This is a genomic window from Paracoccus sp. T5, from assembly GCF_048538155.2.
Lineage (GTDB): Bacteria > Pseudomonadota > Alphaproteobacteria > Rhodobacterales > Rhodobacteraceae > Paracoccus.
Genome location: NZ_CM135809.1, coordinates 1565478 through 1590141, shown reverse-complemented (window position 1 = coordinate 1590141; position 24664 = coordinate 1565478). Strand labels below are relative to the sequence as shown.

Annotated in this window: 22 protein-coding genes; 6 read left to right on the top strand and 16 right to left on the bottom strand. The window is 67.3% G+C overall.

What is annotated here, in order from left to right; translation table 11 throughout:
* Positions 1 to 28: 28 nt before the first annotated feature.
* On the bottom strand, positions 29 to 952 hold the full coding sequence (locus ACNR9W_RS07835; RefSeq protein ID WP_419268302.1) for an MYG1 family protein: 924 nt from the start codon (positions 950 to 952) through the stop codon (positions 29 to 31).
* A 109-nt stretch (positions 953 to 1061) separates the two neighbouring features.
* Entirely contained in the window at positions 1062 to 1373 is a 312-nt protein-coding gene (locus tag ACNR9W_RS07830; RefSeq protein ID WP_419268300.1) for an ETC complex I subunit, read from the bottom strand.
* 121 nt (positions 1374 to 1494) lie between these two features.
* Between ACNR9W_RS07830 and ACNR9W_RS07825 the strand changes: the two genes are divergently transcribed.
* Together ACNR9W_RS07825 and ACNR9W_RS07820 are read left to right on the top strand one after the other, a co-directional pair.
* Positions 1495 to 2085, top strand: coding sequence for a superoxide dismutase family protein (locus tag ACNR9W_RS07825; RefSeq protein WP_419268299.1), 591 nt, complete (start codon positions 1495 to 1497; stop codon positions 2083 to 2085).
* Between the two features lie 87 nt (positions 2086 to 2172).
* Positions 2173 to 2466, top strand: coding sequence for a hypothetical protein (locus ACNR9W_RS07820; RefSeq protein WP_419268298.1), 294 nt, complete (start codon positions 2173 to 2175; stop codon positions 2464 to 2466).
* On the opposite strand, the gene uvrB is transcribed toward ACNR9W_RS07820, so the two are convergent.
* The 10 genes from uvrB to coaBC all read right to left on the bottom strand — a co-directional run bounded on the left by uvrB (position 2463) and on the right by coaBC (position 14295).
* On the bottom strand, positions 2463 to 4649 hold the full coding sequence (gene uvrB, locus ACNR9W_RS07815) for an excinuclease ABC subunit UvrB (RefSeq protein WP_419268297.1): 2187 nt from the start codon (positions 4647 to 4649) through the stop codon (positions 2463 to 2465). The two genes, ACNR9W_RS07820 and uvrB, sit on opposite strands and share 4 nt — an antisense overlap.
* A gap of 55 nt (positions 4650 to 4704) precedes the next feature.
* Positions 4705 to 5922 (bottom strand): NAD(P)/FAD-dependent oxidoreductase, encoded by a 1218-nt coding sequence (locus ACNR9W_RS07810; protein WP_419268296.1) that lies wholly within the window; start codon positions 5920 to 5922, stop codon positions 4705 to 4707.
* Between the two features lie 102 nt (positions 5923 to 6024).
* Positions 6025 to 7236, bottom strand: a complete 1212-nt coding sequence (locus ACNR9W_RS07805) for a cysteine desulfurase (protein ID WP_419268295.1) — start codon at positions 7234 to 7236, stop codon at positions 6025 to 6027.
* On the bottom strand, positions 7233 to 7829 hold the full coding sequence (locus ACNR9W_RS07800; RefSeq protein WP_419268294.1) for a Yip1 family protein: 597 nt from the start codon (positions 7827 to 7829) through the stop codon (positions 7233 to 7235). Before ACNR9W_RS07800 ends, ACNR9W_RS07805 begins: the two co-directional genes overlap by 4 nt.
* Positions 7826 to 8344 (bottom strand): hypothetical protein, encoded by a 519-nt coding sequence (locus ACNR9W_RS07795; protein ID WP_419268293.1) that lies wholly within the window; start codon positions 8342 to 8344, stop codon positions 7826 to 7828. Before ACNR9W_RS07795 ends, ACNR9W_RS07800 begins: the two co-directional genes overlap by 4 nt.
* The gene (locus ACNR9W_RS07790) at positions 8323 to 9660 is read right to left on the bottom strand and encodes a SufB/SufD family protein (RefSeq protein WP_419268292.1); all 1338 of its coding nucleotides are present in this window, start codon (positions 9658 to 9660) and stop codon (positions 8323 to 8325) included. The genes ACNR9W_RS07795 and ACNR9W_RS07790 overlap by 22 nt, the downstream gene beginning before the upstream one ends.
* Positions 9660 to 10415 carry a Fe-S cluster assembly ATPase SufC gene (gene sufC, locus ACNR9W_RS07785; protein ID WP_419268290.1) on the bottom strand — a complete coding sequence of 252 codons (756 nt, stop codon included), beginning with the start codon at positions 10413 to 10415 and terminating at the stop codon, positions 9660 to 9662. The genes ACNR9W_RS07790 and sufC overlap by 1 nt, the downstream gene beginning before the upstream one ends.
* Positions 10416 to 10493: 78 nt before the next feature.
* Complete coding sequence (sufB, locus tag ACNR9W_RS07780; protein WP_419268289.1) at positions 10494 to 12014, bottom strand: Fe-S cluster assembly protein SufB; 1521 nt, start codon at positions 12012 to 12014, stop codon at positions 10494 to 10496.
* Between the two features lie 44 nt (positions 12015 to 12058).
* Positions 12059 to 13102 (bottom strand): cysteine desulfurase family protein, encoded by a 1044-nt coding sequence (locus ACNR9W_RS07775; protein WP_419268288.1) that lies wholly within the window; start codon positions 13100 to 13102, stop codon positions 12059 to 12061.
* Positions 13099 to 14295, bottom strand: coding sequence for a bifunctional phosphopantothenoylcysteine decarboxylase/phosphopantothenate--cysteine ligase CoaBC (coaBC, locus tag ACNR9W_RS07770; protein ID WP_419268287.1), 1197 nt, complete (start codon positions 14293 to 14295; stop codon positions 13099 to 13101). The genes ACNR9W_RS07775 and coaBC overlap by 4 nt, the downstream gene beginning before the upstream one ends.
* A gap of 138 nt (positions 14296 to 14433) precedes the next feature.
* Here coaBC and ACNR9W_RS07765 point away from each other — a divergent pair, with 138 nt between their 5' ends.
* Complete coding sequence (locus ACNR9W_RS07765) at positions 14434 to 15948, top strand: YifB family Mg chelatase-like AAA ATPase (protein WP_419268286.1); 1515 nt, start codon at positions 14434 to 14436, stop codon at positions 15946 to 15948.
* Between the two features lie 6 nt (positions 15949 to 15954).
* Here ACNR9W_RS07765 and gshB read toward each other — a convergent pair whose 3' ends face one another.
* From gshB to rsmI, 3 genes are all read right to left on the bottom strand, one after another.
* Positions 15955 to 16908 (bottom strand): glutathione synthase, encoded by a 954-nt coding sequence (gene gshB / locus ACNR9W_RS07760; RefSeq protein ID WP_419268285.1) that lies wholly within the window; start codon positions 16906 to 16908, stop codon positions 15955 to 15957.
* 62 nt (positions 16909 to 16970) lie between these two features.
* On the bottom strand, positions 16971 to 17378 hold the full coding sequence (locus ACNR9W_RS07755; RefSeq protein WP_419268284.1) for a YraN family protein: 408 nt from the start codon (positions 17376 to 17378) through the stop codon (positions 16971 to 16973).
* 32 nt (positions 17379 to 17410) lie between these two features.
* Positions 17411 to 18319 carry a 16S rRNA (cytidine(1402)-2'-O)-methyltransferase gene (gene rsmI / locus ACNR9W_RS07750; protein WP_419268283.1) on the bottom strand — a complete coding sequence of 303 codons (909 nt, stop codon included), beginning with the start codon at positions 18317 to 18319 and terminating at the stop codon, positions 17411 to 17413.
* A gap of 109 nt (positions 18320 to 18428) precedes the next feature.
* On the opposite strand from rsmI, the gene ACNR9W_RS07745 reads away from it, so the two are divergent.
* The 3 genes from ACNR9W_RS07745 to murJ are packed head-to-tail and all read left to right on the top strand — an operon-like array spanning position 18429 to position 23963.
* Entirely contained in the window at positions 18429 to 19637 is a 1209-nt protein-coding gene (locus tag ACNR9W_RS07745) for a penicillin-binding protein activator (protein WP_419268282.1), read from the top strand.
* 52 nt (positions 19638 to 19689) lie between these two features.
* A complete protein-coding gene (locus tag ACNR9W_RS07740) occupies positions 19690 to 22437 on the top strand; it encodes a [protein-PII] uridylyltransferase (protein ID WP_419268360.1) in 2748 nt (915 codons plus the stop codon).
* Positions 22434 to 23963, top strand: coding sequence for a murein biosynthesis integral membrane protein MurJ (gene murJ, locus ACNR9W_RS07735; protein ID WP_419268281.1), 1530 nt, complete (start codon positions 22434 to 22436; stop codon positions 23961 to 23963). The genes ACNR9W_RS07740 and murJ overlap by 4 nt, the downstream gene beginning before the upstream one ends.
* On the opposite strand, the gene ACNR9W_RS07730 is transcribed toward murJ, so the two are convergent.
* The gene (locus ACNR9W_RS07730; RefSeq protein WP_419268280.1) at positions 23960 to 24661 is read right to left on the bottom strand and encodes a rhomboid family intramembrane serine protease; all 702 of its coding nucleotides are present in this window, start codon (positions 24659 to 24661) and stop codon (positions 23960 to 23962) included. The two genes, murJ and ACNR9W_RS07730, sit on opposite strands and share 4 nt — an antisense overlap.
* Positions 24662 to 24664: the final 3 nt, after the last annotated feature.

Genomic DNA, 24664 nt, shown 5'->3' with positions numbered 1-24664 from the left:
GGGGCGCCAAGCCCCTCTGGCCTCGGCATCACACTTCGGCGGGTACGGCGCTGGCGACGGCCAGATCGGCCAATGCCGCCACGGCCGCACGATCCGCACCCACGGCAATGAAGCGGGCGTTGTGGCAAAAGCGCGCGCCGGGAACACCCGATGCCGCCTCGAAGGCCGCATCTGTCAACCCGGCCCAGGCCTCGGGCAGATCCGCCCGCAGGGCAAAGCCGTCGGCGTCGCGCCGGATGCCGGTCAGAGCCCAGTCTGTTTCCCGGGGATGGATCACGAACAGCAGGTGATCGGCCTTGGCCTTCAGAACGGCTGCGCGAAAGGGCATGCCCCTCGGCAGTTCCAGCACGCGACCCTCGCCCGCCGCATGGATGGCATCCATCACCACGGCCTCGGCGCGCCGCTTGGCGACCTTGCGGGCAATCGCCGCCTCGACGAAGGCGCGCGCGATGGCCAGGGCGCAGTGAAAGGCCCGATCCTCCGCATCCGCAGTGTCGTCGTCAAAGACGGGCTTCAGGCTCTCCAGCAGCATCGGCAGGGACAGGTCAGCCAAGGGCCCGGTGGGCGACAGCGCACCGTTGTCCACCAGGTCGATGGGTCGCACGAAGTCCGTGTCGAAATCGGCATGCACCCAATACAGATGGCCCTCTGGCAGGTTCAGCGCGCGCAGGTAATCATGCCCGAACTGCCGCCAGATCAAGCCGAAGGAACTATAGGGCTGGCCATCCGCGCGCAGGGGCGGGTTCTTCTGGTGATGATCAAAGATCAGCCGCGCGGGGTCAAAGTCACGCCCCACGTCATAGATCACTCGATCCGGCGCCGGGCTGATCCAGGCGGCGTCGCGGGTGCGGATGATCGTGGCTGCGGGATGCAGCCGGGTCAGGATAACGGATGACAGAAGCTCGTCGGCATGAAATCCGCCGGAATGGGTGACAAGATGGGTGATGGTCATGGGCCTCATCCGAAAAAGCAGATGACCGCCCGGGGGCGGCCAGCGAAAGATCAATCAGTTGCAAAAGCCGTGGCGCGACGATGCCTGCCCCACGGATCGGCCTGCCTGCTCAGTGCGTCCAGGGCATCCGCCGGTCGGTCGCGAAATTCTCGCCATATCCGCGGGGGCGCACGTTCGGGGCGCGGCGATGCGGTTCCTGCACCACGACCTCCAGCCCGTGCTCGCGCGCGTAATCCTCGGCCTGCTTGCGGGTGTCAAAGCGCAGGCGAACCTGGCTCTGGGTGTCATGGCTGCTGGTCCAGCCCATCAGGGGATCGACCTCGCGCTGTTCGGCGGGCGGAAACTCCAGCACCCAGCCCTTGGTCTTCGCGGTGCCCGACTGCATGGCATTGCGAGCGGGCTGGTAGATACGCACGAGCATGGATTGTCCTTCGGCTGATGGCCCAAGGGTTATCGCGAAATTCGGGCATCTGTTCAAGTCCTGCGGAACATCGCGGTGGCGCCGGCGTTCGGCGGGTGGATGACGACAAAAGGAGGTCCCTATGTCCAACCACAAATTCGTCCCCGCCCTGGCCGCTCTGCTGCTGTCGGCAGGTCTTGTCTCCGCCCAGGAGGCTGCCGCACCCGAAGCCGAGGCTCCGGCTACCGAAATGGAAGCCGCGACCGGCGGTTCCGACATGTCCGCATCTGGCGGCGCCTTCCGCGCGCAGGTTGAGGCGGCTGATGGCACCTCGCATGGCACCGTCACCGTGCAGCCCACCGCATCGGGCGTCAGCGTCGTGACGCTGGAGCTGGAAAACCTGCCGCAGGGCGTCGTGGCCGTGCACCTGCACGAAACCGGCGCCTGCGAAGGCCCCGATTTCAAGAGCGCGGGCGGCCATCTGGCCATGGACGGCGAAAACCATGGTGTCATGGCCGAAGGCGGCCCGCATGTCGGCGACCTGCCCAACCTGCATGTGGCCGAAGGCGGCACGGCCATGGTCGAGCATTTCGTGGCGGACCTGACGCCCGAGGTTCTGGACGATGAGGACGGCACTGGTTTCATCATCCACGCCAAGGCCGACGATTATGAAAGCCAGCCCGCCGGCGACGCCGGCGACCGGATCGCCTGCGGCGTCCTGACCCGCGAATAATGCCTACATCCAGGTCCGGCGTTCCGCGCCGGGCCTTTGGGGCCCTGCCCTGATCAGCCACGACCCGTCACGCAAGAGGCAACCAAGATGACGACCACCACCCGGATACGCAGCCTGAGCGGCAAGGCGATGGCCATGCCGCTTCTGTTTCTTGGCCTCTCTGCCTGCGCCGGCAGCCCCTATGATGTCGATGCCCGCCAGTGCAGCCCCAGCCAGCACCAGGTCCTGGTCGGCCGCAACGTGGGTGAGATCATGCTGCCCCCCACATTGCGCAAGCGCGAGGTCTGGGCGTCGGGCGCGATGACCAACGACTTCAATCCCGCCCGGCTGACCATGTTTGTGGATGCCAAGGGCTTCGTGACGCGGGTGGCCTGCGGCTAGCGCCCGCGCTTCGACCGCTTGTTGCCGCCCCGCTGCCCTGCCCGCCCGGCCGTTGATCGGCCCGAGGATTTGACGGCCGCCTCGGCCGCCTCCTCGATCGCCGACTGACGCGCCAGCGGATCGTCCGAGATGGCCAGATCCACCGCCTCCAGACGCTTCACCTCGTCGCGCAGACGCGCAGCCTCCTCGAACTCCAGGTTCTCGGCCGCCTTGCGCATCTGCGTCCGCATCGCATCCAGATGCGCCGCAAGGTTCGCTCCGATCAGGGGCCGGTCGACCTTGGCGGTGACGCGCGACTGATCCGTGTCGCCCTGCCACAGGCCCGCCAAGACATCATCCACATTCTTGCGGACAGTCTGGGGCGTGATCCCGTGTTCGACATTATACGCCATCTGCTTTTCGCGCCGCCGCTCGGTTTCGGCCATGGCGCGTTCCATGCTGCCGGTGATGCGGTCCGCATACATGATGACGCGGCCATCCGCGTTCCGCGCCGCCCGGCCGATCGTCTGGATCAGCGAGGTCTCGGACCGCAGAAAGCCCTCCTTGTCCGCATCCAGAATTGCGACCAACCCACATTCGGGAATGTCCAAACCCTCACGCAGCAGGTTGATGCCCACCAGAACGTCAAACGCGCCAAGCCGAAGGTCGCGCAGAATCTCGATCCGCTCGATCGTGTCGATGTCGCTGTGCATGTAGCGGATCTTGATGCCCTGTTCGTGCAGGTATTCGGTCAGATCCTCGGCCATGCGCTTGGTCAGGGTGGTGACCAGCGTCCGGTAACCGGCGGCCGTCACGCGGCGCACCTCGTCCAGCAGGTCGTCGACCTGCATCTCGACCGGCCTGATCTCGATCTGCGGGTCCAGAAGGCCGGTGGGGCGGATGATCTGTTCGGTAAAGGCGCCGCCGGTCTGGTCCATTTCCCATTGCGCGGGCGTGGCCGACACAAAAACGGACTGGGGCCGCATCGCGTCCCATTCCTCGAACTTCAGGGGACGGTTGTCCATGCAGCTGGGCAGGCGAAAGCCGTGCTCGGCCAGCGTGAACTTGCGCCGAAAGTCGCCCCGGTACATGCCGCCGATCTGCGGCACCGAGACGTGGGATTCGTCGGCAAAGACGATGGCGTTGTCGGGGATGAATTCGAACAGCGTGGGGGGCGGCTCTCCGGGTGCCCGACCCGTCAGATAGCGGCTGTAGTTCTCGATGCCGTTGCAGACCCCGGTCGCCTCCAGCATCTCGATGTCGAACGCGGTGCGCTGCTCCAGGCGCTGCGCCTCCAGCAGCTTGCCCTCGTCGGTCAGCTGCTTCAGCCGTTCGGCCAGCTCCTTCTTGATGCCCTTGATCGCCTGCTGCATCGTCGGGCGCGGGGTCACATAGTGGCTGTTGGCATAGATGCGGATCTGCTTGAAGCTATCGGACTTCGTTCCTGTCAGCGGGTCGAATTCGGTGATCGCCTCCAGTTCGTTCCCAAAGAAGTCAAAGCGCCAGGCACGGTCCTCCAGGTGGGCGGGCCAGACCTCGACAAGGTCGCCCCGCACGCGAAAGCTGCCGCGTTGAAAGCTGGCATCCAAGCGCTTGTACTGCTGTGCGACCAGCTGCCCCAGGAATTCGCGCTGGTCATAGCTTTCGCCGACAATCATGTCCTGCGTCATGGCCGAATAGGTCTCGACCGAGCCGATGCCATAGATGCAGCTGACCGAGGCGACGATGATCACGTCGTCGCGCTCCAGCAGCGCACGGGTGGCACTGTGGCGCATCCGGTCGATGGCCTCGTTGATCTGCGACTCCTTCTCGATATAGGTGTCGCTGCGGGCCACATAGGCTTCGGGCTGGTAATAGTCGTAGTAGCTGACGAAATACTCGACCGCGTTCTCGGGGAAGAAGCCCTTGAACTCGCCGTAAAGCTGAGCGGCCAGCGTCTTGTTGGGCGCCAGGATGATCGCCGGGCGCTGCGTCGCCTCGATCACCTTGGCCATGGTGAAGGTCTTGCCCGTGCCCGTGGCGCCCAGCAGGACCTGGTCCCGCTCGCCTTGTCCCACGCCCTCGACCAGCTCCTTGATCGCGGTCGGCTGGTCGCCGGCGGGCTGGAACTCGCTCTGCATGACAAAGCGTTTGCCCCCCTCCAGCTTGGGGCGAGTCACTTCGATGGGGCGCAGCACCGGCGCGTTGGTGTTGTTGTGACCCATGAGGTTCCTGATCCGTTCGAGGTTGCCCCCAAGATGTGTCGGAACCCTCCGCTTTTCAACCGCGCTTGAGGCGCGCCGGCTGAAGTTCCTGCCAGCCGGGGCCGCCCGACAGTTCATCCGCCAGAATCTCGGCCGTGACAGGTCCCAGGGTAAAGCCTTGGTGCCCGTGCCCGAAATGCGCCCAGAGGTTTGGCTGGTCCGGCACCCGCCCCACCAGCGGCAGCATGTCGGGCATGCAGGGACGCCGGCCGGTCCAGGGTTCCGCCTCGACCGGGGCGCCGATGTCGAACAGCTCGCGCGCGGCCTTCTCGCCGTGGCGCAGCTGCGGCGGCGACAGGCGCGGATGCGGGGTCAGTTCCGCCGCCGTGGCAATGCGCAACCCGCGGCGCATCGGCGACATCACCACGGAATTGCCGAAATCGGCGATCGGATGGTTCGGCGGCAGCTCCATGTGGTAATGCTTGTGATAGCCGCGCTTGTAGACCATCGGCACCTTCAGCCCGAACCGCTGCGTGACCATCGGCGACCACGGCCCAAGCGCGATCACCGCATGCTCGGCGGTGGCCTCGTCGGCGCGCCAGCCGGCGCCGTGGCGGTGCAGGTCGCCCGCGTCACCGTTGACGATGCGCCCGCCCCGCTTCTGGAACAGGGCCGCGTAGCTGGCGACCAGACCGCCCGGATCGGCGCAACTCCAGCTGTCGGACCAATGGGTCGCTCCGGCCACCTCGATCTTGATCGCGGGCTCAAGACCGCGCAGCTCGCCTGCGTCCAGCAGACGCGCCTCGACGCCGAACTGGCTCCGGAACCGCTCCACCGTGGCGCGCGCCTGGTCCAGCTTGGCCGGGCTGCGATGCAGTTCGATATAGCCGTTGCGGCGGATGATGTTGTCCGCCCCCGCCGCCGCGACCAGCGGACCGTGCCGCTCCGTCGATTGGCGGATCAGCTTGCCCCAGGTTACCGACGCCCGCTTGTGCGCCGCCGGCAGCGAGTTCCAGGCATAGGTCGCCACCGCCCCCAGCTGCGAGATCAGGCCCGACGGCGTCCATTTGACATCATAGCCGCGCCCAAGGGCGATCTGGAACAGCGCGCCGGGCGACAGGGGCATGGCATAGGGCTCGACCGCCTCGGTCTGGATCAGGCCGGCATTGCCATAGCTGGTTTCGCGCCCCGGCACCCCGCGTTCCACGATGGTGACATCGTGTCCCCGCGCCTGCAGCGCCAGCGCCGTCGAGACGCCGACCATCCCCGCACCAAGAACCAGAACTTCGGCCATGCCTGCCTCCTCGCTGTTTGTGACGCCAGCGATGCAGATAGGGCGCGCCTGCGGCAAGAACTAACGTGCTTTCTGCGGCCTTCTTCCCGATCTTCGCAAGATTCAGGCAAAAAGCTCGCGGCAAAAGCTCAAACCTTCGACCAGAGCGTCGACTTCCTCAAGGGTGTTGTACATGGCAAAGCTGGCGCGGGCGCTGGCGGCGATTCCCAGATGCTCCATCAGCGGCATGGCGCAATGGCTGCCCGCGCGCACCGCGATGCCCTTCTTGTCGAGGATGGTCGAGATGTCATGCGCATGCGCGCCCTCCATCGTCATCGAGAAGATCGCCCCCTTGCCCGGTGCGTCACCCTGAACCTGCAACCAGTTCAGTTCGCGCAGGCGCGCGCGGGCATGGTCGCGCAAGGCGCGCTCATGCGCCGCGATGTTCTCCATCCCCAGATCCATCATGTAGTCCAAGGCGGCGCCCAGACCGATCTGGTTGACGATGCCGGGCGTCCCCGCCTCGAACTTCAGCGGCGGGTCGGCATAGGTGACCGCATCGCGGCCGACGGTGCGGATCATGTCGCCACCACCGATAAAGGGGCGCATCTCGGCCTGCCGCTCGGACCGGATCCAGATCGCGCCCGACCCCGAGGGACCGTAAAGCTTGTGCCCGGTGATGCAGTAGAAATCAGCCCCAAGCGTCGACAGATCGACCGCCATGTGCACGGCCGCCTGGCTGCCATCGACGACCATCGGCAGGTCGGTGCCCGCGCGGATGCCCGCGATGTCCACCACGGTGCCGGTGACGTTCGACATATGGGTGACGGCAATCATCTTGGTGCGGGGCCCGATCGCCGCCAGCACCTTTTCGGGCGGCAGGCTGCCGTCCGGCTCCGGTTCGACCCATTTCAGCACCACCCCCTGACGTTCGCGCAGGAAATGCCAGGGCACGATATTGGCATGATGTTCCAGCAGGGACAGGACGATCTCGTCCCCGGCCTGCAGGCGCGGCGCCGCCCAGCCATAGCTGACCAGGTTCAGCGCCTCGGTCGAGCCGCTGGTAAAGATGATCTCATCCTCGCGCGGGGCGTTCAGGAACCGCGCGATGGTGGCGCGGACGCGTTCGTAATTGTCGGTCGCCAGGTTCGACAGGTAATGCAGGCCTCGGTGGACATTGGCGTATTCGCCCTCATAGGCGCGGGTGATGGCATCGATCACGACGCGGGGCTTTTGCGCGCTGGCGCCGCTGTCCAGATAGACCAGCGGCTTGCCGTTCACCCGGCGCGACAGGATGGGGAATTCGGCGCGGACGGCATCGACATCAAAACTCATTGCGGCATCTCCGGCAGCAGACCAAGCGAGGCGGCGAAAAACGACAGCACGAAGCCCATCGCCAGAAGGGTGGCAAACATCACCAGCAGCACCTTCGGGCCGCTGGTAAAGCCGTGCAGCGCCTTGGTGAACTGCACGGTCAGCCACAGGAACAGCGCAACGGCCAGAATGCCCAGAAGGCCCGCCAAGGCCGGCAGCGCCAGCGACAGCACGATCTGGGCCAGCTGGACCATCAGCAGCATGACCTCGATCCAGACGGTCAGCAGCAACGCATCCTCGAACCGGCCATGACCGCCGAACATGCGGCCGACGCCGGACATGAGCCCCGCCCCCAGGACGATGGCGGCCATCTGCATCCCGGCCAGGACCAGCGGCTGGCGGCTCAGCCCCATCATGGCCGGCACGTCCTCGCCCTCGGGGATCGGGAAGGCCAGGGACGAGACATAGGCCAGCACGCCCGACACGGCGACCGCGGCGACCAATGCCATCCAGCGCGCCTGCATCGGCCACCCTTGCCCCATCAGCCAATGGGCCGCGGCTTCCGGGTTGCGCAGCGTCTGGCGCGTCAGCGCCTTGAAATCGTCAAAGGTCATATGCGTCTCGCCAGCGCCGCAATGCCGGCGCCCCAGATGAACAAAAAGCCCAGGCCCGCCACGCTGCGGGTCAGGACAAGGGCCGGCCCCGGCCCGATCAGCCCGGCCACCAGCCCCGCCAGCAGCATCGCCGGCGCCACCGCCAGAAGCGCCCAGAACAGCGCGATGCGCGATGACCGCGCGTCCAGCCGCCACGGCGTCGTCCGGGACAGGATCGCCACCAGCCCTGCCAAGGCATAGGCCAGCAGCGGCATCATGAACATGGCGCCCATGGCCGCACCACCCAAGCGGGCATCCAGCGGGATCGAGGGGTCCAACTGCGCGGCCCGCGCATGAAACGGTGCCTGCGCCAAAAGCGTCAGGACCATCGCCAGCATCAGAACCGCCAGCAGCGTCGCATCGGTCATGCCAGCAAGGCCCCGCACCACCCGGCGCGGGGCCCACCAGCTTTGCAGCACGCGCAGCACCATGCCGCCGCGCGCGGGCCTTGGCCTCAGGTGTGACTGGTCAGCCACGCTTCCAGCCGTTCGTTGATCTCTGCGCGCAGCCCTTCGTCCTCGACCTCTTCCAGGGCATCAGCCAGGAAGGACAGCACCAGGAAGACGATCGCCCGGTCCATCGGCACCCCGCGCGAGCGCAGGTAGAACAGCGCCTGCTCGTCGATGGCGCCGGTGGTCGAGCCGTGCGAGCATTTCACGTCGTCGGCATAGATCTCCAGCTCGGGCTTGGCCAGGAACTGGCTGGCCTCGTCCAGCAGCAGCGCCTGGCTGATCTGGTAGCCGTCGGTCTTTTGTGCGCCCTGCTTGACCAGGATCTTGCCCTGAAAGACGCCTGTCGCGCCGTTCTTCAGCACCTTCTTGAAAACCTGCCGGCTTTCGCCGCGTTCGGCGCCGTGGGTGATGAAGACTGTGTCGTCGTGATGGAAACGACCCGTCGCGCCGTCGCCCAGCACCGCGGCCGCCACATGCGCCACCGCATCGTCGCCCATCATGTCGATGACCGCCTCGTGGCGCATATGCGTGCCGTTGACGGCAAGGCTGAAGCTTTTCAGAACCGCGCCCTCGGCCACCCGCGCGAACAGGTGCGACAGGCCGACCTTGGGGTCGATGGCACGCTTGGCCGCGATGTGATGCAGCTTGGCGCCCGGCGCCAGGTCCACCTCGATCACCGCATTCGATCGCGCGCCGACCATGCCGCTTTCCAGGAAGGTCAGTTCTGACCCCTCCTCCAGCCGGATCACATGGTGCCAGACCGCATCAGCCGCATCATCGGCGCGGCGGTGCAGGATGTGCACGGGCTTTGCCGGCGTTCCGGTCACGCGGATGAGAACTCCGTCCGCCGCGGCGGCCGAGTTCAGCGCCGCGAAGGGCCGCTTGACCGGCTGCTGCCCGGCCGATTCCAGCGTGCCATAGAGCCCGGCGGCCCAATGATCGCCCGCAGCATCGGCCTGGGCCAAGGTGGTGATCTCGATCCCCTCCAGCGCCAGATCATCCGAAGATGCGGCATCGAAGGCACCGTCCACGAAGACCAGGGTCAGCGTGTCACGCTCCTGGAACAGCGGGGATTCCGGCGCCTTGGCATCGAAGGGCAGGGGCTGCGGGCCGGGCACGTTGAACAGGCGCGGATCGGTATAGCGCCAGTATTCGTCCCGCGGACCGGGCAGCCCCATCGCGCGCAGACGCGACAGCGCCTCGGCCCGCGCAGGCGCCGTGAACCCGCCCTGCGGCAGGGTCATCGCGGCCAGGCGGTCATCCAGCGCAGTGGCAGCCTTGGGCGCGCCGGTCACCTGCGGCGTCTGCTGGGCCTTGGTCTTGACGGCGATCTCGGACATCAGCCGGCCTCCGCCAGAAGATCGCCATAACCGTTCTCTTCAACCTGCAGCGCCAGTTCAGGGCCGCCCGACTTGATGATGCGGCCGTTCGACATGATATGGACCACGTCGGGCTGGATGTGGTTCAGCAGCCGCTGATAGTGGGTGATGACCAGAAAGCTGCGGTCGGGGCTGCGCAGGGCGTTCACGCCTTCGGACACCAGCCGCATCGCATCGACATCCAGACCCGAATCGGTCTCGTCCAAGATGCACATGCGCGGCTCCAGCATGGCCATCTGCAGGATCTCGTTGCGCTTCTTCTCGCCGCCCGAAAAGCCGACATTGACCGGGCGCTTCAGCATCTCGGGGCTGATCTGCAGGTCCGCCGCCTTGGCGCGCACGAGCTTGAGGAAATCGCCCGAAGACAGTTCCGCCTCGCCGCGTGCCTTGCGCTGCGCATTCACGGCAGTGCGCAGAAAGGTCATGTTGCCGACGCCCGGGATCTCGACCGGATACTGGAAGGCCAGGAACAGGCCGGCGGCCGCACGCTCCTCGGGCTCCATGTCCAGCAGGCTCTGGTCGTCCAACGTGGCGTCGCCCCCGGTCACCTCATAGCCGTCGCGGCCCGACAGGACATAGGACAAGGTGGACTTGCCCGACCCGTTCGGACCCATAATCGCATGGACCTCTCCGGCCGGGACCTCCAGCGTCAGACCCTTCAGGATCTGCTTGTCCTCTTCCTCAAGCTTGACATGCAGGTTGTTGATTTTCAGCATTTTTCCCTCAAACGGCGAAGGCGCCGCAGGGGGCGCCGTGATAGCGTGGGTGCCGGGCGGCAGGCCCGGCCCTGGCGGTCAGCCCACCGAACCTTCCAGCGAGATCGCGACCAGCGACTGCGCCTCCATGGCGAATTCCATCGGCAGCGCCTGTAGGACCTCGCGGCAGAACCCGTTCACCACCAGGGCCACGGCCTCTTCCTCGTCCATCCCGCGACTGCGGCAATAGAACAGCTGGTCGTCATCCACCTTGCTGGTCGTCGCCTCGTGCTCCACGCGGCTCGAGCTGTTCTTGACCTCGATATAGGGCACCGTATGCGCGCCGCACTTGTCACCGATCAGCAGGCTGTCGCACTGGGTATAGTTGCGGCTGTTCGTGGCGCGCGGATGCATGGTGACCAGCCCGCGATAGGTATTCTGCGCCTGACCGGCAGAAATCCCCTTGGAAACAATGCGAGAGCGGGTGTTCTTGCCAAGATGGATCATCTTGGTCCCGGTATCGGCCTGCTGCCAGTTGTTGGCGATGGCGATGGAATAGAACTCGCCCTGGCTCTCCTCGCCCCGCAGGATGCAGGAGGGGTATTTCCAAGTGATCGCGCTGCCGGTCTCGACCTGCGTCCACATCACCTTCGCCCGCGCCTCGCGGCAATCGGCCCGCTTGGTGACAAAGTTGTAGATGCCGCCCTTGCCATCCTCGTCACCGGGGAACCAGTTCTGGACCGTCGAATACTTGACCTCGGCATCCTCCAGGATGACGATTTCCACCACGGCTGCGTGCAGCTGGTTCGTGTCCCGCTTGGGAGCGGTGCAGCCTTCCAGATAGCTGACATAGCTGCCCTTGTCGGCGATGATCAGCGTACGCTCGAACTGGCCCGTGTTCTCGGCGTTGATCCGGAAATAGGTGGACAGCTCCATCGGGCAACGCACGCCTTCGGGGATATAGACGAAGCTGCCGTCCGAAAAGACCGCGCTGTTCAGCGTGGCGAAATAGTTGTCGGACTGCGGCACCACGCTGCCCAGATACTTCTTCACCAACTCGGGATGCTCTCGGATCGCCTCGCTGATGGAGCAGAAGATGACGCCGGCCTTGGCCAGCTCGTCCTTGAAGGTCGTCCCCACGCTGACGCTGTCGAAAACGGCGTCTACGGCAACCTTGCGGCCCTCGGCCGGCATGGCCTCGGCACCCTCGACACCGGCCAGGATCATCTGCTCCTTCAGGGGGATGCCCAGCTTTTCATAGGTCGCCAGCAACTTGGGATCCACCTCGTCCAGAGACTTGGGCTTGATGTCCATGCTTTTCGGGCGCGCGTAGTAATACTGGTCCTGATAGTCGATCTCGGGATAGTTCACCATCGCCCATGTCGGCTCGGTCATGGTGACCCAACGGCGATAGGCCTCCAGCCGCCATTCGGTCATCCATTCCGGTTCGTCGTTCTTCTTCGAGATCAGCCGGACGATGTCCTCGTTCACGCCCTTGGGCGCGTATTCCATCTCGATCTCGGTGTCCCAGCCATACTTGTAGCTGCCCATGTTCTGCACGGCTTCGACCGTTTCGCGGTCGACGCCTTCGCGCACGTCAAGATCGGTGGTTGCCGTCATCCCATGTCCTTCCTTGGGGGCGGGCCCCTGCCCACCCTGTCCTGTCACGCCAAAGCCCTGTCGCGCCAGCGTGAATACGCTGTTTCCCACGCATCCGCAAATCGGTTGATCTGATCGTCGCCCAAAGCCGGGCTTATCGAGATCCGGATCGCCGATTGCGCCTGCTTATCGTCAACCCCCATCGCCTGCAGCGTCCCGCTGGCCCGGACCTTGCCCGACGAACAGGCCGACCCCGCCGAGATGGCAAAGCCCGCCAGATCCATCTGCATGACCTGCGTTTCGCCCTTCCATCCCGATGTAAGAAGGCAGGTCGTGTTCGGCAAGCGCCGCGCCCCTTTTCCCGCCACGACGGCCTCGGGCGCAACGTCGCAGAGCCGCGCCTCCAATGCGTCGCGACGCGCCTCCACCTGCGCCCACAGGCCTGCCTCCAGATCCCGCTGCGCCGCCTGCGCCGCGGCCGCAAAGGCCAGGATGCCGATCAGGTTCTCGGTCCCGCCGCGCCGCCCTTGCTCCTGCCCGCCACCCCGGATCAGGGCGGGAACATCGGTGCCCTTCCTGACGATCAGGGCGCCGATGCCCTTGGGACCGCCCAGCTTGTGCGCGCTGACGAATCCCGCGGTGATCCCCAGCCAGTTGAAGGCAAAGGGCACCTTGCCGAAAGCCTGCGTCAGGTCGCTGGAGGCCAGGCCCTGCGGCAGATCCTGCATCACGCCGGTCTCGTTGTTGGCCAGCTGCAGGCTGGATTGCGCGGGATCTGCGACCGTGACGATCCCGTCCCGATCCACCGGCAGCGACGGCTCGCACCACGCCTTGATCGCGCTGTGCTCGACGGGCGCACAACGCATGTCACGCCCTGCCAGCACCATGGCCGCAGCCTCGGTCGCGCCCGAGGTGAAGATCACATCCGCCCCTTCGGCCCCAAGCGCCGCCGCCACCTGTTCGCGCGCCCGTTCCAGCGCCATCTTGGCCGCCCGCCCCTCGGCATGGACCGAGGAAGGGTTGCCCGAGATCTCCAACGCCTCGCGGATCGCCGCCTTGACCTCGTCACGCAGCGGCGTCGTGGCGTTCCAGTCCAGATAGGTCCTCATCCGATCACCTCCGCGATCCGCGCCGCCAATCGCGCCGCGACGGCATCCTTGCTCATGCGCGGCCAGTCCTCTGCGCCCTCGTCCGTGATCAGCGTCACCGCGTTCTCGGTCCCGCCCATGATCCCTGTGCCGGGGCTCACGTCATTGGCCAGAATCCAGTCACAGCCCTTGCGCGCCCGCTTGGCCGTCGCATGGGCCACGACATTTTCGGTTTCGGCGGCAAAACCCACCACCAGCCGGGGCCGCCCCTCGTCGCGACTGACCCAGGCCAGGATGTCGGGATTTTCAGCCATTTCCAGAACCGGCGCCTGTCCCTGACCGTCCTTCTTGACCTTCTGCGCGCTGGCATTCACCACCCGCCAATCCGCGACCGCCGCAGCCATCACGGCCGCGTCCGCGGGCAGCGCAACCGCAACCGCCTCCTGCATCTGCCGGGCGGTCTCGACCGCAATCACCTCGACCCCTGCAGGCGCGGCAACCGCCGCCGGTCCCGTGACAAAGCTGACCCGCGCCCCCAGATCCCGCAGTGCCGCCGCGATCGCCGCCCCCTGCGCGCCCGAAGACCGGTTGGCGATATAGCGCACCGGATCGATCGGCTCATGCGTGGGTCCCGACGTGACGATCACGTGCCGCCCCGCCAAGGGCCGCAAAGCCGGGGTCAGGGCGTCGCGGATTGCCTCCAGGATCGCTTCCGGTTCAGCCATCCGGCCGGGGCCGTATTCGCCGCAGGCCATGTCGCCGCTGTCGGGCCCCACGGTCAGGATGCCATCGCCCTTCAGCGTGGCCAGGTTGCGCAGCGTGGCCGGGTGGTTCCACATGCGCACGTTCATGGCGGGCGCGATCAGCACCCGCTTGTCGGTCGCCAGCAGCAACGTCGAGGCCAGATCGCCCGCCAGTCCCTGCGCCATGCGCGCCATCAGATCCGCCGTCGCCGGTGCGACCACCACAAGATCGGCACGACGCGACAGTTGGATATGGCCAATCTCGGCCTCGTCGCCGCTGTTCCACAGCGTGTCGTGGACCGGCTCTCCGGCCAGCACCGACAGGGTCATCGGCGTGGTGAACTGCGCGCCCGCCGCCGTCAGGACCGGCGTCACCGCCGCCCCCGCGCCCCGCAACAGGCGGATCAGCTGCGGGATCTTGTAGGCCGAGATCCCCCCGCCCACGATCAACAAAATCCGCTTGCCCTGCATCGCCGTCCCGTCCGTTCCTGCCGCATCGATCGCCCCGCACAGATAGCGCCCGCCGGGCCCTGCCGCAAGGAAGCCGGGGCCGTTAACCTCTCCTTAACGGCCGGGCGTTAACCATCTTGGCAAAGACATGGAGCGGACATGGTGGCCATCGCCTATTCGGTTGCCTTCGAAGGGGTGGAGGCCCGCCTGGTCGAGGTGCAATGCGCGGTCTCGGCCGGGCTGCCGGGGTTTTCCATCGTGGGCCTGCCCGACAAGGCCGTCAGCGAAGCGCGCGAACGGGTCCGCGCGGCCTTTGGCTCCCTTGCCATCGCAATGCCAAGCCGACGGTTGACCGTGAACCTGTCGCCCGCTGACCTGCCCAAGGAAGGGTCGCATTTTGACCTGCCCATCGCCCTGGCGGTCCTGGCCGCGCTGGAGATCGTGCCCGCCGAAGAGGTCGAACGCTGCCTGGCCTTGGGCGAACTTGCGCTGGACGGGCGGCTGGTTGCCGTGACAGGCGCCCTGCCCGCCGCCATGGCCGCAGCCGAGGACGACCGCGCGCTGATCTGCCCGCGCAGCTGCGGACCGGAGGCCGCCTGGATCGAGTCGGTGCCGGTCCTGGCGGCGAACTCGCTGCGCGACGTCATCAACCACCTGACGGACCGGGCGCCCCTGTCGCGGGCGGAACCGGGCACCGTCCTCGACGGGCCGGCGGGCGGCTGCATCTCCGAGGTGAAGGGCCAGGAACGCGCCAAGCGGGCGCTGGAGATCGCCGCCGCCGGGCGTCACCATCTACTGATGGTCGGCCCGCCCGGCGCCGGCAAGTCGATGCTGGCCGCGCGCATTCCCGGATTGATGCCGCCGCTGTCGCCCCGCGAGGCGCTGGAAACCTCGATGATCCATTCCCTGGCTGGCACGCTGTCCGAAGGAGGCATCTCGCGCAGCGCACCGTTCCAGGAGCCCCACCACACCGCCTCGACCGCGGCGATCGTGGGCGGCGGCCGTGGCGCGAAGCCCGGCCAGATCAGCCTGGCCCATAACGGCGTGCTGTTCCTGGACGAGCTGCCAGAGTTTCCGCGGCAGGTGCTGGACACGCTGCGCCAGCCGATCGAGACGGGCGAGGTCATGGTGGCCCGCGCCAACGCCCATATCCGCTATCCCTGCCGCTTCCTGCTGGTGGCGGCGGCCAATCCCTGCCGCTGCGGCTTTCTGGCCGACCCCGCCCGCGCCTGCAGCCGCGCGCCCACATGCGGCAGCGATTACCTGGCCAAGATCTCGGGCCCGCTGATGGACCGCTTCGACCTGCGGCTGGAGGTGCCGGGGGTGGATTTCCGCGACCTCGACCTGCCCTCGGGCGGCGACACCTCGGCGCAGGTCAAGGCGCGGGTGGCCGCAGCGCGGCAGATCCAGGCCGACCGCTATCGCGACCACGGCCCGCATCGCGTCAACGCGGACGCCTCGGGCGCCCTGCTGGAGGAGGTGGCGGCCCCCGACGATGCCGGGCGCGCGCTGATCCACAAGGCGGCCGAGCGCTTGGGCCTGACCGCGCGGGGTTATCACCGCATCCTGCGCAGCGCCCGCACGATCGCCGACCTGGAGACGTCGGACAAGGTCCACAGCCACCACCTGGCCGAGGCGATCAGCTATCGCCTGCCTTTCGTGGCGGGCGGCTGATCCGCCTCAGCGGCGCGCAGCCTCCACGCGCCGCTCGATCGCCTGCCAGATCGCCTCGGCCGCGTTCACACCGTCAAAGCGCTCCAGCTCCTGGATCCCGGTCGGAGAGGTCACGTTGATCTCGGTCAACCAGCCGTCGATGACGTCGATGCCGGTGAAGATCAGCCCCTTTTCCCGCAGGACGGGCGCCAGGCGGGCGCAGATCTCGTGCTCGCGCTCGGTCAGGCCGACCTTTTCGGCGCGCCCGCCCACATGCATGTTCGACCGCGCCTCGCCGTCCTGGGGGACGCGGTTGATCGCGCCGACGGGTTCGCCGTCCACCAAAATGATCCGCTTGTCGCCCTTGACCACCGCCGGCAGATATTTCTGCGCGATCATCGGCTCGCGGTTGATGTCGGCATAGGTTTCCAGCAGGGCGGACAGATTCGGATCGCCCGGCCGCAGGTGGAACACGCCCGCCCCGCCATTGCCGTAAAGCGGCTTGACGATGATCTCGCCGTGGCGGGCGCGGAAGGCGCGGAAGGCGGCCGGGTCGCGCGCGATCATGGTGGGCGGCGTCAGGTCGGGAAAATCCAGGACCATCAGCTTTTCCGGGCAGTTCCTGACCCAGAACGGGTCGTTGACCACCAGCGTGCCGGGATGGACGCGGTCCAGCAGGTGGGTCGAGGTGACATAGCCCATGTCGAAGGGCGGGTCCTGGCGCAGCCAGACGACGTCGAACTCAGTCAGCTCGACCTCGGCCCAGTCCCCGAAGGTCACGTGGTCGCCCTGCTTGCGGCGCAGGGTCACGGGGCGGCCGCGCGCGATGATCCTGCCCTCGTCATAGCGCAACTGGTCGACGGTGTACTGGAACAGGCGATGGCCCCGCGTCTCGGCCTCCAGCCCGATGCGGAAGGTGCTGTCCGCGTCGATCGAGACATGCTCGATCGGGTCCATCTGCAAGGCAACGTAAAGGCTCATCCTGCCCTCCTGAGGTTTTGCCACGTTGTGGCGTGCGCCCGGTGGGGATGCAAGCCTGCGGGTCACATCTCGCCGAAGGCGTTCGGGATCAGCTCGACCCGGCCCTGACCGTCCACCAGCGCGACGTCGATGCGCATCGGGACCGGTCCCTCCCATCCCTGGCGCTGGCAGAATTCGCAGGCCGCCTCGGCGATGCGCCGCATCTGGCGCGTTTGCAGGCTCTGCGCGGCGCCTGCATGGGTGGCGGAGGCCTTTACCTCGACAAAGACCACATCCGGCCCCTCGCGGAAGATGATGTCGATCTCGCCTGCCTGTCCCCGCCAGCGCCGGGCCAGCAGGGTCGCGCCGCGTCCAAGATAGAACCGCGTCACGCCCTCCTCGGCCATCGCGCCGGTCAGGTTGGCGGTCCTGCCGCGCTGGCGCCTGGCCGCACTGGGGGCGGCAGTTGCGGTGATCGGTCCCTGCACCATCCTGCCTCCAGCCGGCACCCGTTGCGGCAATCCTATTTCTGGCCGCCCAGTTCCAGCGCGCGCTGATAGACATCCCGCCGCGGAAGGCCCAGTTCCTGCGCGGCCTCGCGAGCCGCATCTTTGATCGACATCGTAGCCATGTGCCTCTCCAGCACCTGGCGCAACCTGTCGTCATCCACGACCACCTCGGACGGGCGGTCCAGAACCATCACCACCTCGCCCTTCAGCGTGGCAATCCGGGGATCGGCGGCAAGTTCCGCCGCGGTTCCGCGAATGACCTCCTCGAACTTCTTCGTCAGCTCGCGTGCGATGACCGTGATCCTGTGGGGGTCAATCTGGCACAGATCCTCTAACGTGCGGTTAACGCGCCTGGGGCTTTCGAACAGGATCAGGGTCGAATCGACCGCCAGCCACTTGCGCAGCCACGTCTGCCGCGCGGTGGCCGTCGAAGGAGGAAAGCCCAGGAACAGGAAACGGTCGCTTGGCAGACCCGACAGGCTGAGGGCCGCCAGCGCCGCCGAGGGGCCCGGCAGGGCATGGACCCGCGCGCCGGCCTCGGCCGCATCCAGGGCCAAGCGGTATCCCGGGTCGGCCACCAGCGGCGTCCCCGCATCCGAGCAATAGGCCACGCTGCCGCCCTCGGCCAGGGCCGCCAGCAACGCCGGCCGGGCCCGGTCGCCGTTGTGGTCATGATAGGACAGGATGCGCCGCCCGCGCAGCGGGATGCCGTGGATGTCCATCAGGTGGCGCAGCACGCGCGTGTCCTCGGCCGCCAGCAGGTCGGCACCGTTCAGCACGTCCAGCGCGCGCAGGGTGATGTCCCGGGCGGCGCCGATGGGTGTGGCCACAAGATAGAGGCCCGCCTGCAGCCGCGCGGCCTCGACATGGGCTGCGATGCGGCGCGCGGGTTCGGGATCGGGTCTGTCGCTGCGGGACGTCATCCTGCCTCCGTAAGGCGCCTCGGGCGGGCCGGCGCTGATTGCCAATCGCGGGCGCAGGTCCTAGTCTGCCGGCACCGCGCCTCGATAACACAAAGCAGGGAAGTTTCACATGTTCGCCTCCGCCACAACCCGGCCTTTCTCGGGTCTGCGCCGCGCCATCCTGAAAAGCGGGGCGATCGTCTCGGCCTTCTTCCTTGCTGCCTGCGATCCGATGGCGGCCACCGACCGGGCCAGCGGGCCCGAGACCGGCCAGCTGATCAACCCGTCCGAACCGGTGCGCGTCGCGCTGCTGGTGCCGGCGGGGACCGGTTCGCAGGACCTGGAATGGCTGTCGCGCAGCCTCAAGAACGCGGCCCGCATGGCGGCGGGCGATGCGCAGGGCGCCAGCATCGACCTGCGCATCTATGACACGGCCGCATCGACGGAAACGGCCGTGGCCCAGGCCAACGCCGCCGCCGATGCAGGCGCGCAGATCATCCTGGGGCCGCTGTTCGCCGAGGGCGCGAATGCGGTCGGGAATGCCATGTTGCCGCGCAACATCAACGTGCTGACCTTTTCCAACAACACCCAGATCGCCGGCGGCAACGTCTTCATCCTGGGCAACAGCTTCGAGAACATCGCCGATCGGCTGGTGGGCTATGGCACCCGGCAGGGCAAGCGCAACGTCCTGGTCGTGGCCGAGGATGACGTCGCCGGACAGCTGGGCGGGCGCGCCATCGAGGCGGCGATCGCGCGCAACGGCGCCCGTCTGGCCGGGCGCGTGAACCATCCGGTGTCGATCAGCGGCATCGATGCCGCGGCCCCGCGCATCGCCCAGGCCGCCGCCTCGGGCAATGTGGATGCGGTCTTCATGACCGCCAACAACCAGGCCGTGCTGCCCTATCTGACCGAGACCCTGGCCGCGGCGGGCGTCCGGTCCCCCAGCCCGCAGATGATGGGCCTGACCCGGTGGGACCAGCCCAACGACCGCCTGCGGATGCCTCAGCTGGCCGAGGGCTGGTTCGCGATCCCCGACCAGAGCCTGCAGCGCCAGTTCGAAGCGCGCTATGCCCAGGCCTATGGCGAGGCGCCCCACCAGCTGGCATCGCTGGCCTATGATGGCGTGGCCGCCATCGCCTCGCTGGCCCGCAACGGGCAGCGCAACGCCCTGACCACCAGTGGCCTGACGCAACGGGCGGGTTTCTCGGGCGTCGGCGGCGTCTTCCGCCTGCAGCGCGACGGCACGGTCCAGCGCAGCCTTGCGGTTGCCACGATCCGCAACCAGCAGCTGGTGATCCTTGACCCCGCCCCGCGCAGCACCCGCGGCTTCGGGTCGTGATGGCGACCGGGCGCGTTTGACGATGGCTTCTGACGGCGCGGGCGGGCTGGGCATGGCCGTGACCCTGGGCAGCCCCGCTCCCGATCTGCTTCTGGCGCAGCTGGACGAACGGCTGGCCAATTTGACTGAACCGCGCCAGATCCGGGCTGCCACGGTGGCCCTGCTCTCGGCCGCACGGCTGGAGGCGATGGCCGCGATCGAGCGCAGCTTTGCCGGCCACCCCCGCGCCGCGCGCGAGACGGTGCGCGCCATCGCGACGCTGACCGACGCCATCGTGACGGCGATCCATCACGTCGCGGCCACCCGCCTGCACCCCAAGCACATCCATTCCGAGAACGAGCGGCTGGCCGTGCTGGCCGTGGGCGGATACGGCAGGGCCGAGATGGCGCCGTCGTCCGACGTGGACCTGCTGTTCCTGACGCCCTGGAAGATCACCCCCTGGGCCGAGAGCGTCGTCGAATCGATGCTCTACATGATGTGGGACCTAAAGCTGAAGATCGGCCATTCGATCCGCAGCGTCGACGAATGCCTGCGGCTTGGCGCCAGCGACATGACCATCCGCACCTCGCTGGTGGAACACCGGCTGGTGACCGGCCATGCGCCCCTGGCGCAGGACCTGCGCGACCGGCTGTGGTCCGAGCTGTTCGAGAAGACCATCCCCGAATTCATCGAGGCCAAGCTGGACGAGCGCGCCCGGCGCCATCAGCGGCAGGGCGGCCAGCGCTATGTGCTGGAGCCGAACGTCAAGGAGGGCAAGGGCGGGCTGCGCGACCTCCAGACCCTCTACTGGATCGCCAAGTACATCCACCGCGTGGATCGCGCGGTCGAACTGGTCGAACTGGGCGTCTTCACGCGCGACGAGCATCTGGCCTTCTGGCAGGCCGAGGATTTCCTCTGGGCCGTGCGCTGCCACCTGCACCTGATCGCAGGCCGTCCGGTGGACGTGCTGTCCTTTGACATGCAGGTCGAGGTCGCCCGCCGCATGGGCTATGCCGACACCGCCGCACGGCGTGGCGTGGAATATTTCATGCAGGATTATTTCCGCCATGCCACCCGCGTGGGCGAACTGACCCGGGTCTTTCTGACCGAGCTGGAGGCGCGCCATGTCCGCAGCGCGCCCTTCATCGGCCGCATCTTCCGCCGCCGCCGCAAGGTGAGGGCGGGCTTTGTCGACCAGCAGGGCCGGCTGTCCTTCGAGGACGAGGCGCAGTTCCTGGCCGGTCCCCTGAACATCCTGCGCCTGTTCGAGGAGGCGCTGCGCACCGGCGTGCTGATCCATCCCGACGCGATGCGGCTGGTCGCGGCGAACCTGCACCGCATCGACGACAAGGTGCAGTCCGACCCCGAGGCGATCCGCATCTTCATGGATCTGCTGCTGAAGCACGGCAACCCCGAACGCGCGCTGCGCCGCATGAACGAGCTGGGGGTGCTGGCCGCCTTCATCCCGGAATTCGAGCCGGTCGTGGCGATGATGCAGTTCAACCTTTATCACCACTACACGGTGGACGAGCATTCGATCCAATGCGTCGCCGCCCTAGCCGAGATCGAGCGGGGCGAACACCCCGAGGATCTGCCGCTGTCCTCCGAGATCATCGAGGCGGGGGTGAACCGGCGCGTGCTGTATCTGGCGACCCTGCTGCATGATATCGGCAAGGGCCGCCCCGAGGATCACTCAATTCTGGGCGCGCGCATCGCGCGGCGCATCGCCGCCCGCTTCGGCTTTGCCCAGGACGACATCGACACGGTGGAATGGCTGGTGCGCAACCACCTGCTGATGTCGGACGTGGCGCAAAAGCGCGACATCGCGGACCCGCGCACGCTGCGCGACTTTGCCAAGGCGGTGAAGACGCGCAAGCGGCTGGACATGCTGCTGGTTCTGACCGTCTGCGACATCCGCGGCGTCGGACCCGGCACCTGGAACAACTGGAAGGCCGCCCTGCTGCGCAAGCTGCACCAGGAAACCGCTGCCGCCCTGGAGAACGGGCTGGAGGAGCTGAACCGCGACAAGCGCCATGCCGAGGCCAAACGGTCCCTGCGCCACATGCTGGTCGCCAAGGGCTGGGACGCGCGGGCGATCCGGGCGGAACTGGGCCGGCATTACGACGCCTATTGGCCCGGTCTGCCCACCCAGACCCAGGCCGTCTTTGCGGAACTGCTGACGAACCTTGGTCCCGACGAGATCCGCATCGACCTGCGGGCCGATCCCGACCGGGACGCGACGCGGGCGGCCTTCGTGCTGTCGGACCATCCGGGCATCTTTTCGCGGCTGGCCGGGGCGCTGACCCTGACCGGGGCCAACGTCGTCGACGCGCGCACCTATACCACCCGGGACGGCTATGCGACCGCGGTCTTCTGGGTGCAGGACGCCGAGGGCCATCCCTTTGCCGAGGACCGCCTGCCCCGCCTGCGCCAGACCATCCTGCGCACGCTTGCCGGAGAGATCGTGGCGCGCGAGGCATTCGCCAGCCGCGACAAGCCCAAGAAGCGCAACAGGGAATTCAAGTTTCCGACGCATATCACCTTCGACAACGAAGGCAGCGACATCTATACCATCATCGAGGTCGACACCCGCGACCGTCCGGGCCTGCTCTATGACCTGACGCGGACGCTGGCGGCCAACCATATCCAGATCGTCAGCGCCGTCATCGCGACCTTTGGCGCGCAGGTGGTCGACAGCTTCTATGTCAAGGACATGTTCGGGCTGAAGCTGCACAGCCCCGCCAAGCGGGACGCGCTGGAAAAGAAACTGCGCGCGGCCATTGCCGACGGCGTGAAAAGGGCCGAGGCTGAACAGGCATGAAGACCGGACTTGTGCGGGGGTTCCTGGCAGTGGGAACCTGGACGCTGATCTCGCGTGTGTCGGGCTTTGTGCGCGACATCCTGATGGCGGCCTGGCTGGGCACCGGCGCCGTGGCCGAGGCCTTTGTGGTGGCCCTGTCCCTGCCCAACATGTTCCGCCGCTTTTTCGCGGAAGGCGCGTTCAACACCGCCTTCGTGCCGATGTTCTCGAAAAAGCTGCAGGACCCCGACGAGGCGCAGCGTTTCGCCCGCGAGGCGTTTTCGGGCCTGTTCCTGACCGTTCTGGCGCTGTCGGCGGTGGCCATGATCTTCATGCCGGGGCTGGTCTGGCTGATGGCTTCGGGCTTTCAGGGCGACGAACGCTTTGACCTGGCGGTGGAATACGGGCGGATCACGTTTCCCTATATCCTGCTGATCTCGATGGCCTCGATGATCTCGGGCGTGCTGAACGCCAATGGCCGCTTCACGGCGGCGGCGGCGGCGCCGGTGCTGCTGAACCTGCTGTTCATCGTGGCGATGTGGCTGGGCCGCTGGAAAGGTTGGGACCTGGGCCTGACCCTGGCCTGGGCCACGCCCGTCACCGGGATCGCGCAGCTGGCGCTGGTCTGGTGGGACGCGCGCCGCACGGGATATGTCTTCTGGCCGCGCCGGCCGCGCCTGTCGCCGGACATGCGGCGCCTGATCGCGGTGGCGCTGCCCGCCGCCTTCGCAGGCGGCGTGGTCCAGATCAACCTGCTGATCGGCCGGCAGGTCGCCTCGCGCTTCGAAGGCGCGGTGACCTGGCTCTATTACTCCGACCGGCTCTATCAGCTGCCGCTTGGCATCGTGGGGGCGGCCGTGGCGGTGGTTCTGCTGCCGGAGCTGGCCCGGCGCCTGCGGGCCGAGGATCACGCCGGCGGCCAGTCCGCCTATTCCCGCGCGACCGAATTCGGCCTGTTCCTGACGCTGCCCGCAGCCTTCGCCATCGCCGTCATCGCGCAGCCGATGGTGGCGACGCTGTTTGAACGCGGCGCCTTTTCCGCCTTCGACACGCAGCAGACCGCCGCCGCGCTGGTGGTCTACGCGCTGGGACTGCCGGCCTTTGTGCTGCAAAAGATCCTGCAGCCCCTTTATTTCGCGCGCGAAGATACCCGGACGCCCTTCCGCTATGCGCTGCTGTCGATGGTGGTGAATGCGGTGGTGGCCTTTGGACTGATGCCACTGCTGGGCTTTTTGGCCGCGGCTATCGGCACCACCGTCGCGGCCTGGCTGATGGTCGGGCAGCTGTGGTGGGGCACGCGAGACATGGGCCAGGCCGCACGTGCCGACGCCCGCCTGAGCCGCGCCTTTCCGCGGATCCTGCTGGCCTCGGCGCTGATGGCGGGGGCACTGTGGGTCGGGCGGGAGTGGCTGGAGGACGCGGGCCTGGGCCGTGGCGTTAGCCTGGCCATCCTGGTCTTCGGCGGCGCGGCGATCTATTTCACGCTGGCCTTCGTGATCGCCGGCTATCGCCCGTCCGAACTGAAGGCGGCGGTGCGACGCAATTAACGCTGCCGGATCTGCGCCAGGGCGCGGCGGGCGCCGCCGTCGACCAGCAGGAACGACAGTCCAAAGCCGATGGCAAAGCCCGAGATCTCGGCGATCCAGCCATGACCGCCGCCGCCAAAGACCAGCCCGAAGGTCAGCTGGAAGGCCAGCAGCATGCCGATCAGCGCAAAGGCCCGCAGGCGGTTGGCGTTCGCCGCCGCCAGACGCGTCCAGAGCAGGAAGGTGAAGGCGCCGACCAGGCCGTAGACGGCCGGGTATCCGCCGATCAGCGGCGATGCCCGGTCCGCGACCAGCGGCAGCAGGGCCGAATAGATGGCCGCCCCGCCGATGGCCGATCCGAAGAACAGCCCCAGCACCGCGGCCGGACGAAAGTTCTGCGCGACCATGTTGCCCAGGGCCAGCGTGAACACCCCCACGAACAGCGCATGGGTCAGCGAGACATGCACGAAACTGAAGCTGAGGATGCGGTAGATCTGTCCGACATCGACCGCGCCCAGGGTCCAGATGCGCTGCAGCAGCTCGGGCGGAAAGGCGGCCAGGCGGATCGCGGAGAGGCGCAGCCCGACCCCTTCGGCCCCGCCGATCAGGCCGGCGGTTCCCAGGGCAAAGACGGCCTCGGAGGCGACCACGGGCAGGACCAGAAGCCAGATCACGGGGGGCAGCGGGTTCAGCGGGGATTCGGTCAGGCCGGAGCGCATGGG

Excerpts from the sequence above, each read along its gene's own strand:
- ACNR9W_RS07835 (WP_419268302.1), bottom strand. The coding sequence starts at position 952 with ATGACCATCACCCATCTTGTCACCCATTCCGGCGGATTTCATGCCGAC.
- ACNR9W_RS07830 (WP_419268300.1), bottom strand. The coding sequence starts at position 1,373 with ATGCTCGTGCGTATCTACCAGCCCGCTCGCAATGCCATGCAGTCGGGC.
- ACNR9W_RS07825 (WP_419268299.1), top strand. The coding sequence starts at position 1,495 with ATGTCCAACCACAAATTCGTCCCCGCCCTGGCCGCTCTGCTGCTGTCG.
- ACNR9W_RS07820 (WP_419268298.1), top strand. The coding sequence starts at position 2,173 with ATGACGACCACCACCCGGATACGCAGCCTGAGCGGCAAGGCGATGGCC.
- uvrB (WP_419268297.1), bottom strand. The coding sequence starts at position 4,649 with ATGGGTCACAACAACACCAACGCGCCGGTGCTGCGCCCCATCGAAGTG.
- ACNR9W_RS07810 (WP_419268296.1), bottom strand. The coding sequence starts at position 5,922 with ATGGCCGAAGTTCTGGTTCTTGGTGCGGGGATGGTCGGCGTCTCGACG.
- ACNR9W_RS07805 (WP_419268295.1), bottom strand. The coding sequence starts at position 7,236 with ATGAGTTTTGATGTCGATGCCGTCCGCGCCGAATTCCCCATCCTGTCG.
- ACNR9W_RS07800 (WP_419268294.1), bottom strand. The coding sequence starts at position 7,829 with ATGACCTTTGACGATTTCAAGGCGCTGACGCGCCAGACGCTGCGCAAC.
- ACNR9W_RS07790 (WP_419268292.1), bottom strand. The coding sequence starts at position 9,660 with ATGTCCGAGATCGCCGTCAAGACCAAGGCCCAGCAGACGCCGCAGGTG.
- sufC (WP_419268290.1), bottom strand. The coding sequence starts at position 10,415 with ATGCTGAAAATCAACAACCTGCATGTCAAGCTTGAGGAAGAGGACAAG.
- sufB (WP_419268289.1), bottom strand. The coding sequence starts at position 12,014 with ATGACGGCAACCACCGATCTTGACGTGCGCGAAGGCGTCGACCGCGAA.
- ACNR9W_RS07775 (WP_419268288.1), bottom strand. The coding sequence starts at position 13,102 with ATGAGGACCTATCTGGACTGGAACGCCACGACGCCGCTGCGTGACGAG.
- coaBC (WP_419268287.1), bottom strand. The coding sequence starts at position 14,295 with ATGCAGGGCAAGCGGATTTTGTTGATCGTGGGCGGGGGGATCTCGGCC.
- ACNR9W_RS07765 (WP_419268286.1), top strand. The coding sequence starts at position 14,434 with ATGGTGGCCATCGCCTATTCGGTTGCCTTCGAAGGGGTGGAGGCCCGC.
- gshB (WP_419268285.1), bottom strand. The coding sequence starts at position 16,908 with ATGAGCCTTTACGTTGCCTTGCAGATGGACCCGATCGAGCATGTCTCG.
- ACNR9W_RS07755 (WP_419268284.1), bottom strand. The coding sequence starts at position 17,378 with ATGGTGCAGGGACCGATCACCGCAACTGCCGCCCCCAGTGCGGCCAGG.
- rsmI (WP_419268283.1), bottom strand. The coding sequence starts at position 18,319 with ATGACGTCCCGCAGCGACAGACCCGATCCCGAACCCGCGCGCCGCATC.
- ACNR9W_RS07745 (WP_419268282.1), top strand. The coding sequence starts at position 18,429 with ATGTTCGCCTCCGCCACAACCCGGCCTTTCTCGGGTCTGCGCCGCGCC.
- ACNR9W_RS07740 (WP_419268360.1), top strand. The coding sequence starts at position 19,690 with ATGGCCGTGACCCTGGGCAGCCCCGCTCCCGATCTGCTTCTGGCGCAG.
- murJ (WP_419268281.1), top strand. The coding sequence starts at position 22,434 with ATGAAGACCGGACTTGTGCGGGGGTTCCTGGCAGTGGGAACCTGGACG.
- ACNR9W_RS07730 (WP_419268280.1), bottom strand. The coding sequence starts at position 24,661 with ATGCGCTCCGGCCTGACCGAATCCCCGCTGAACCCGCTGCCCCCCGTG.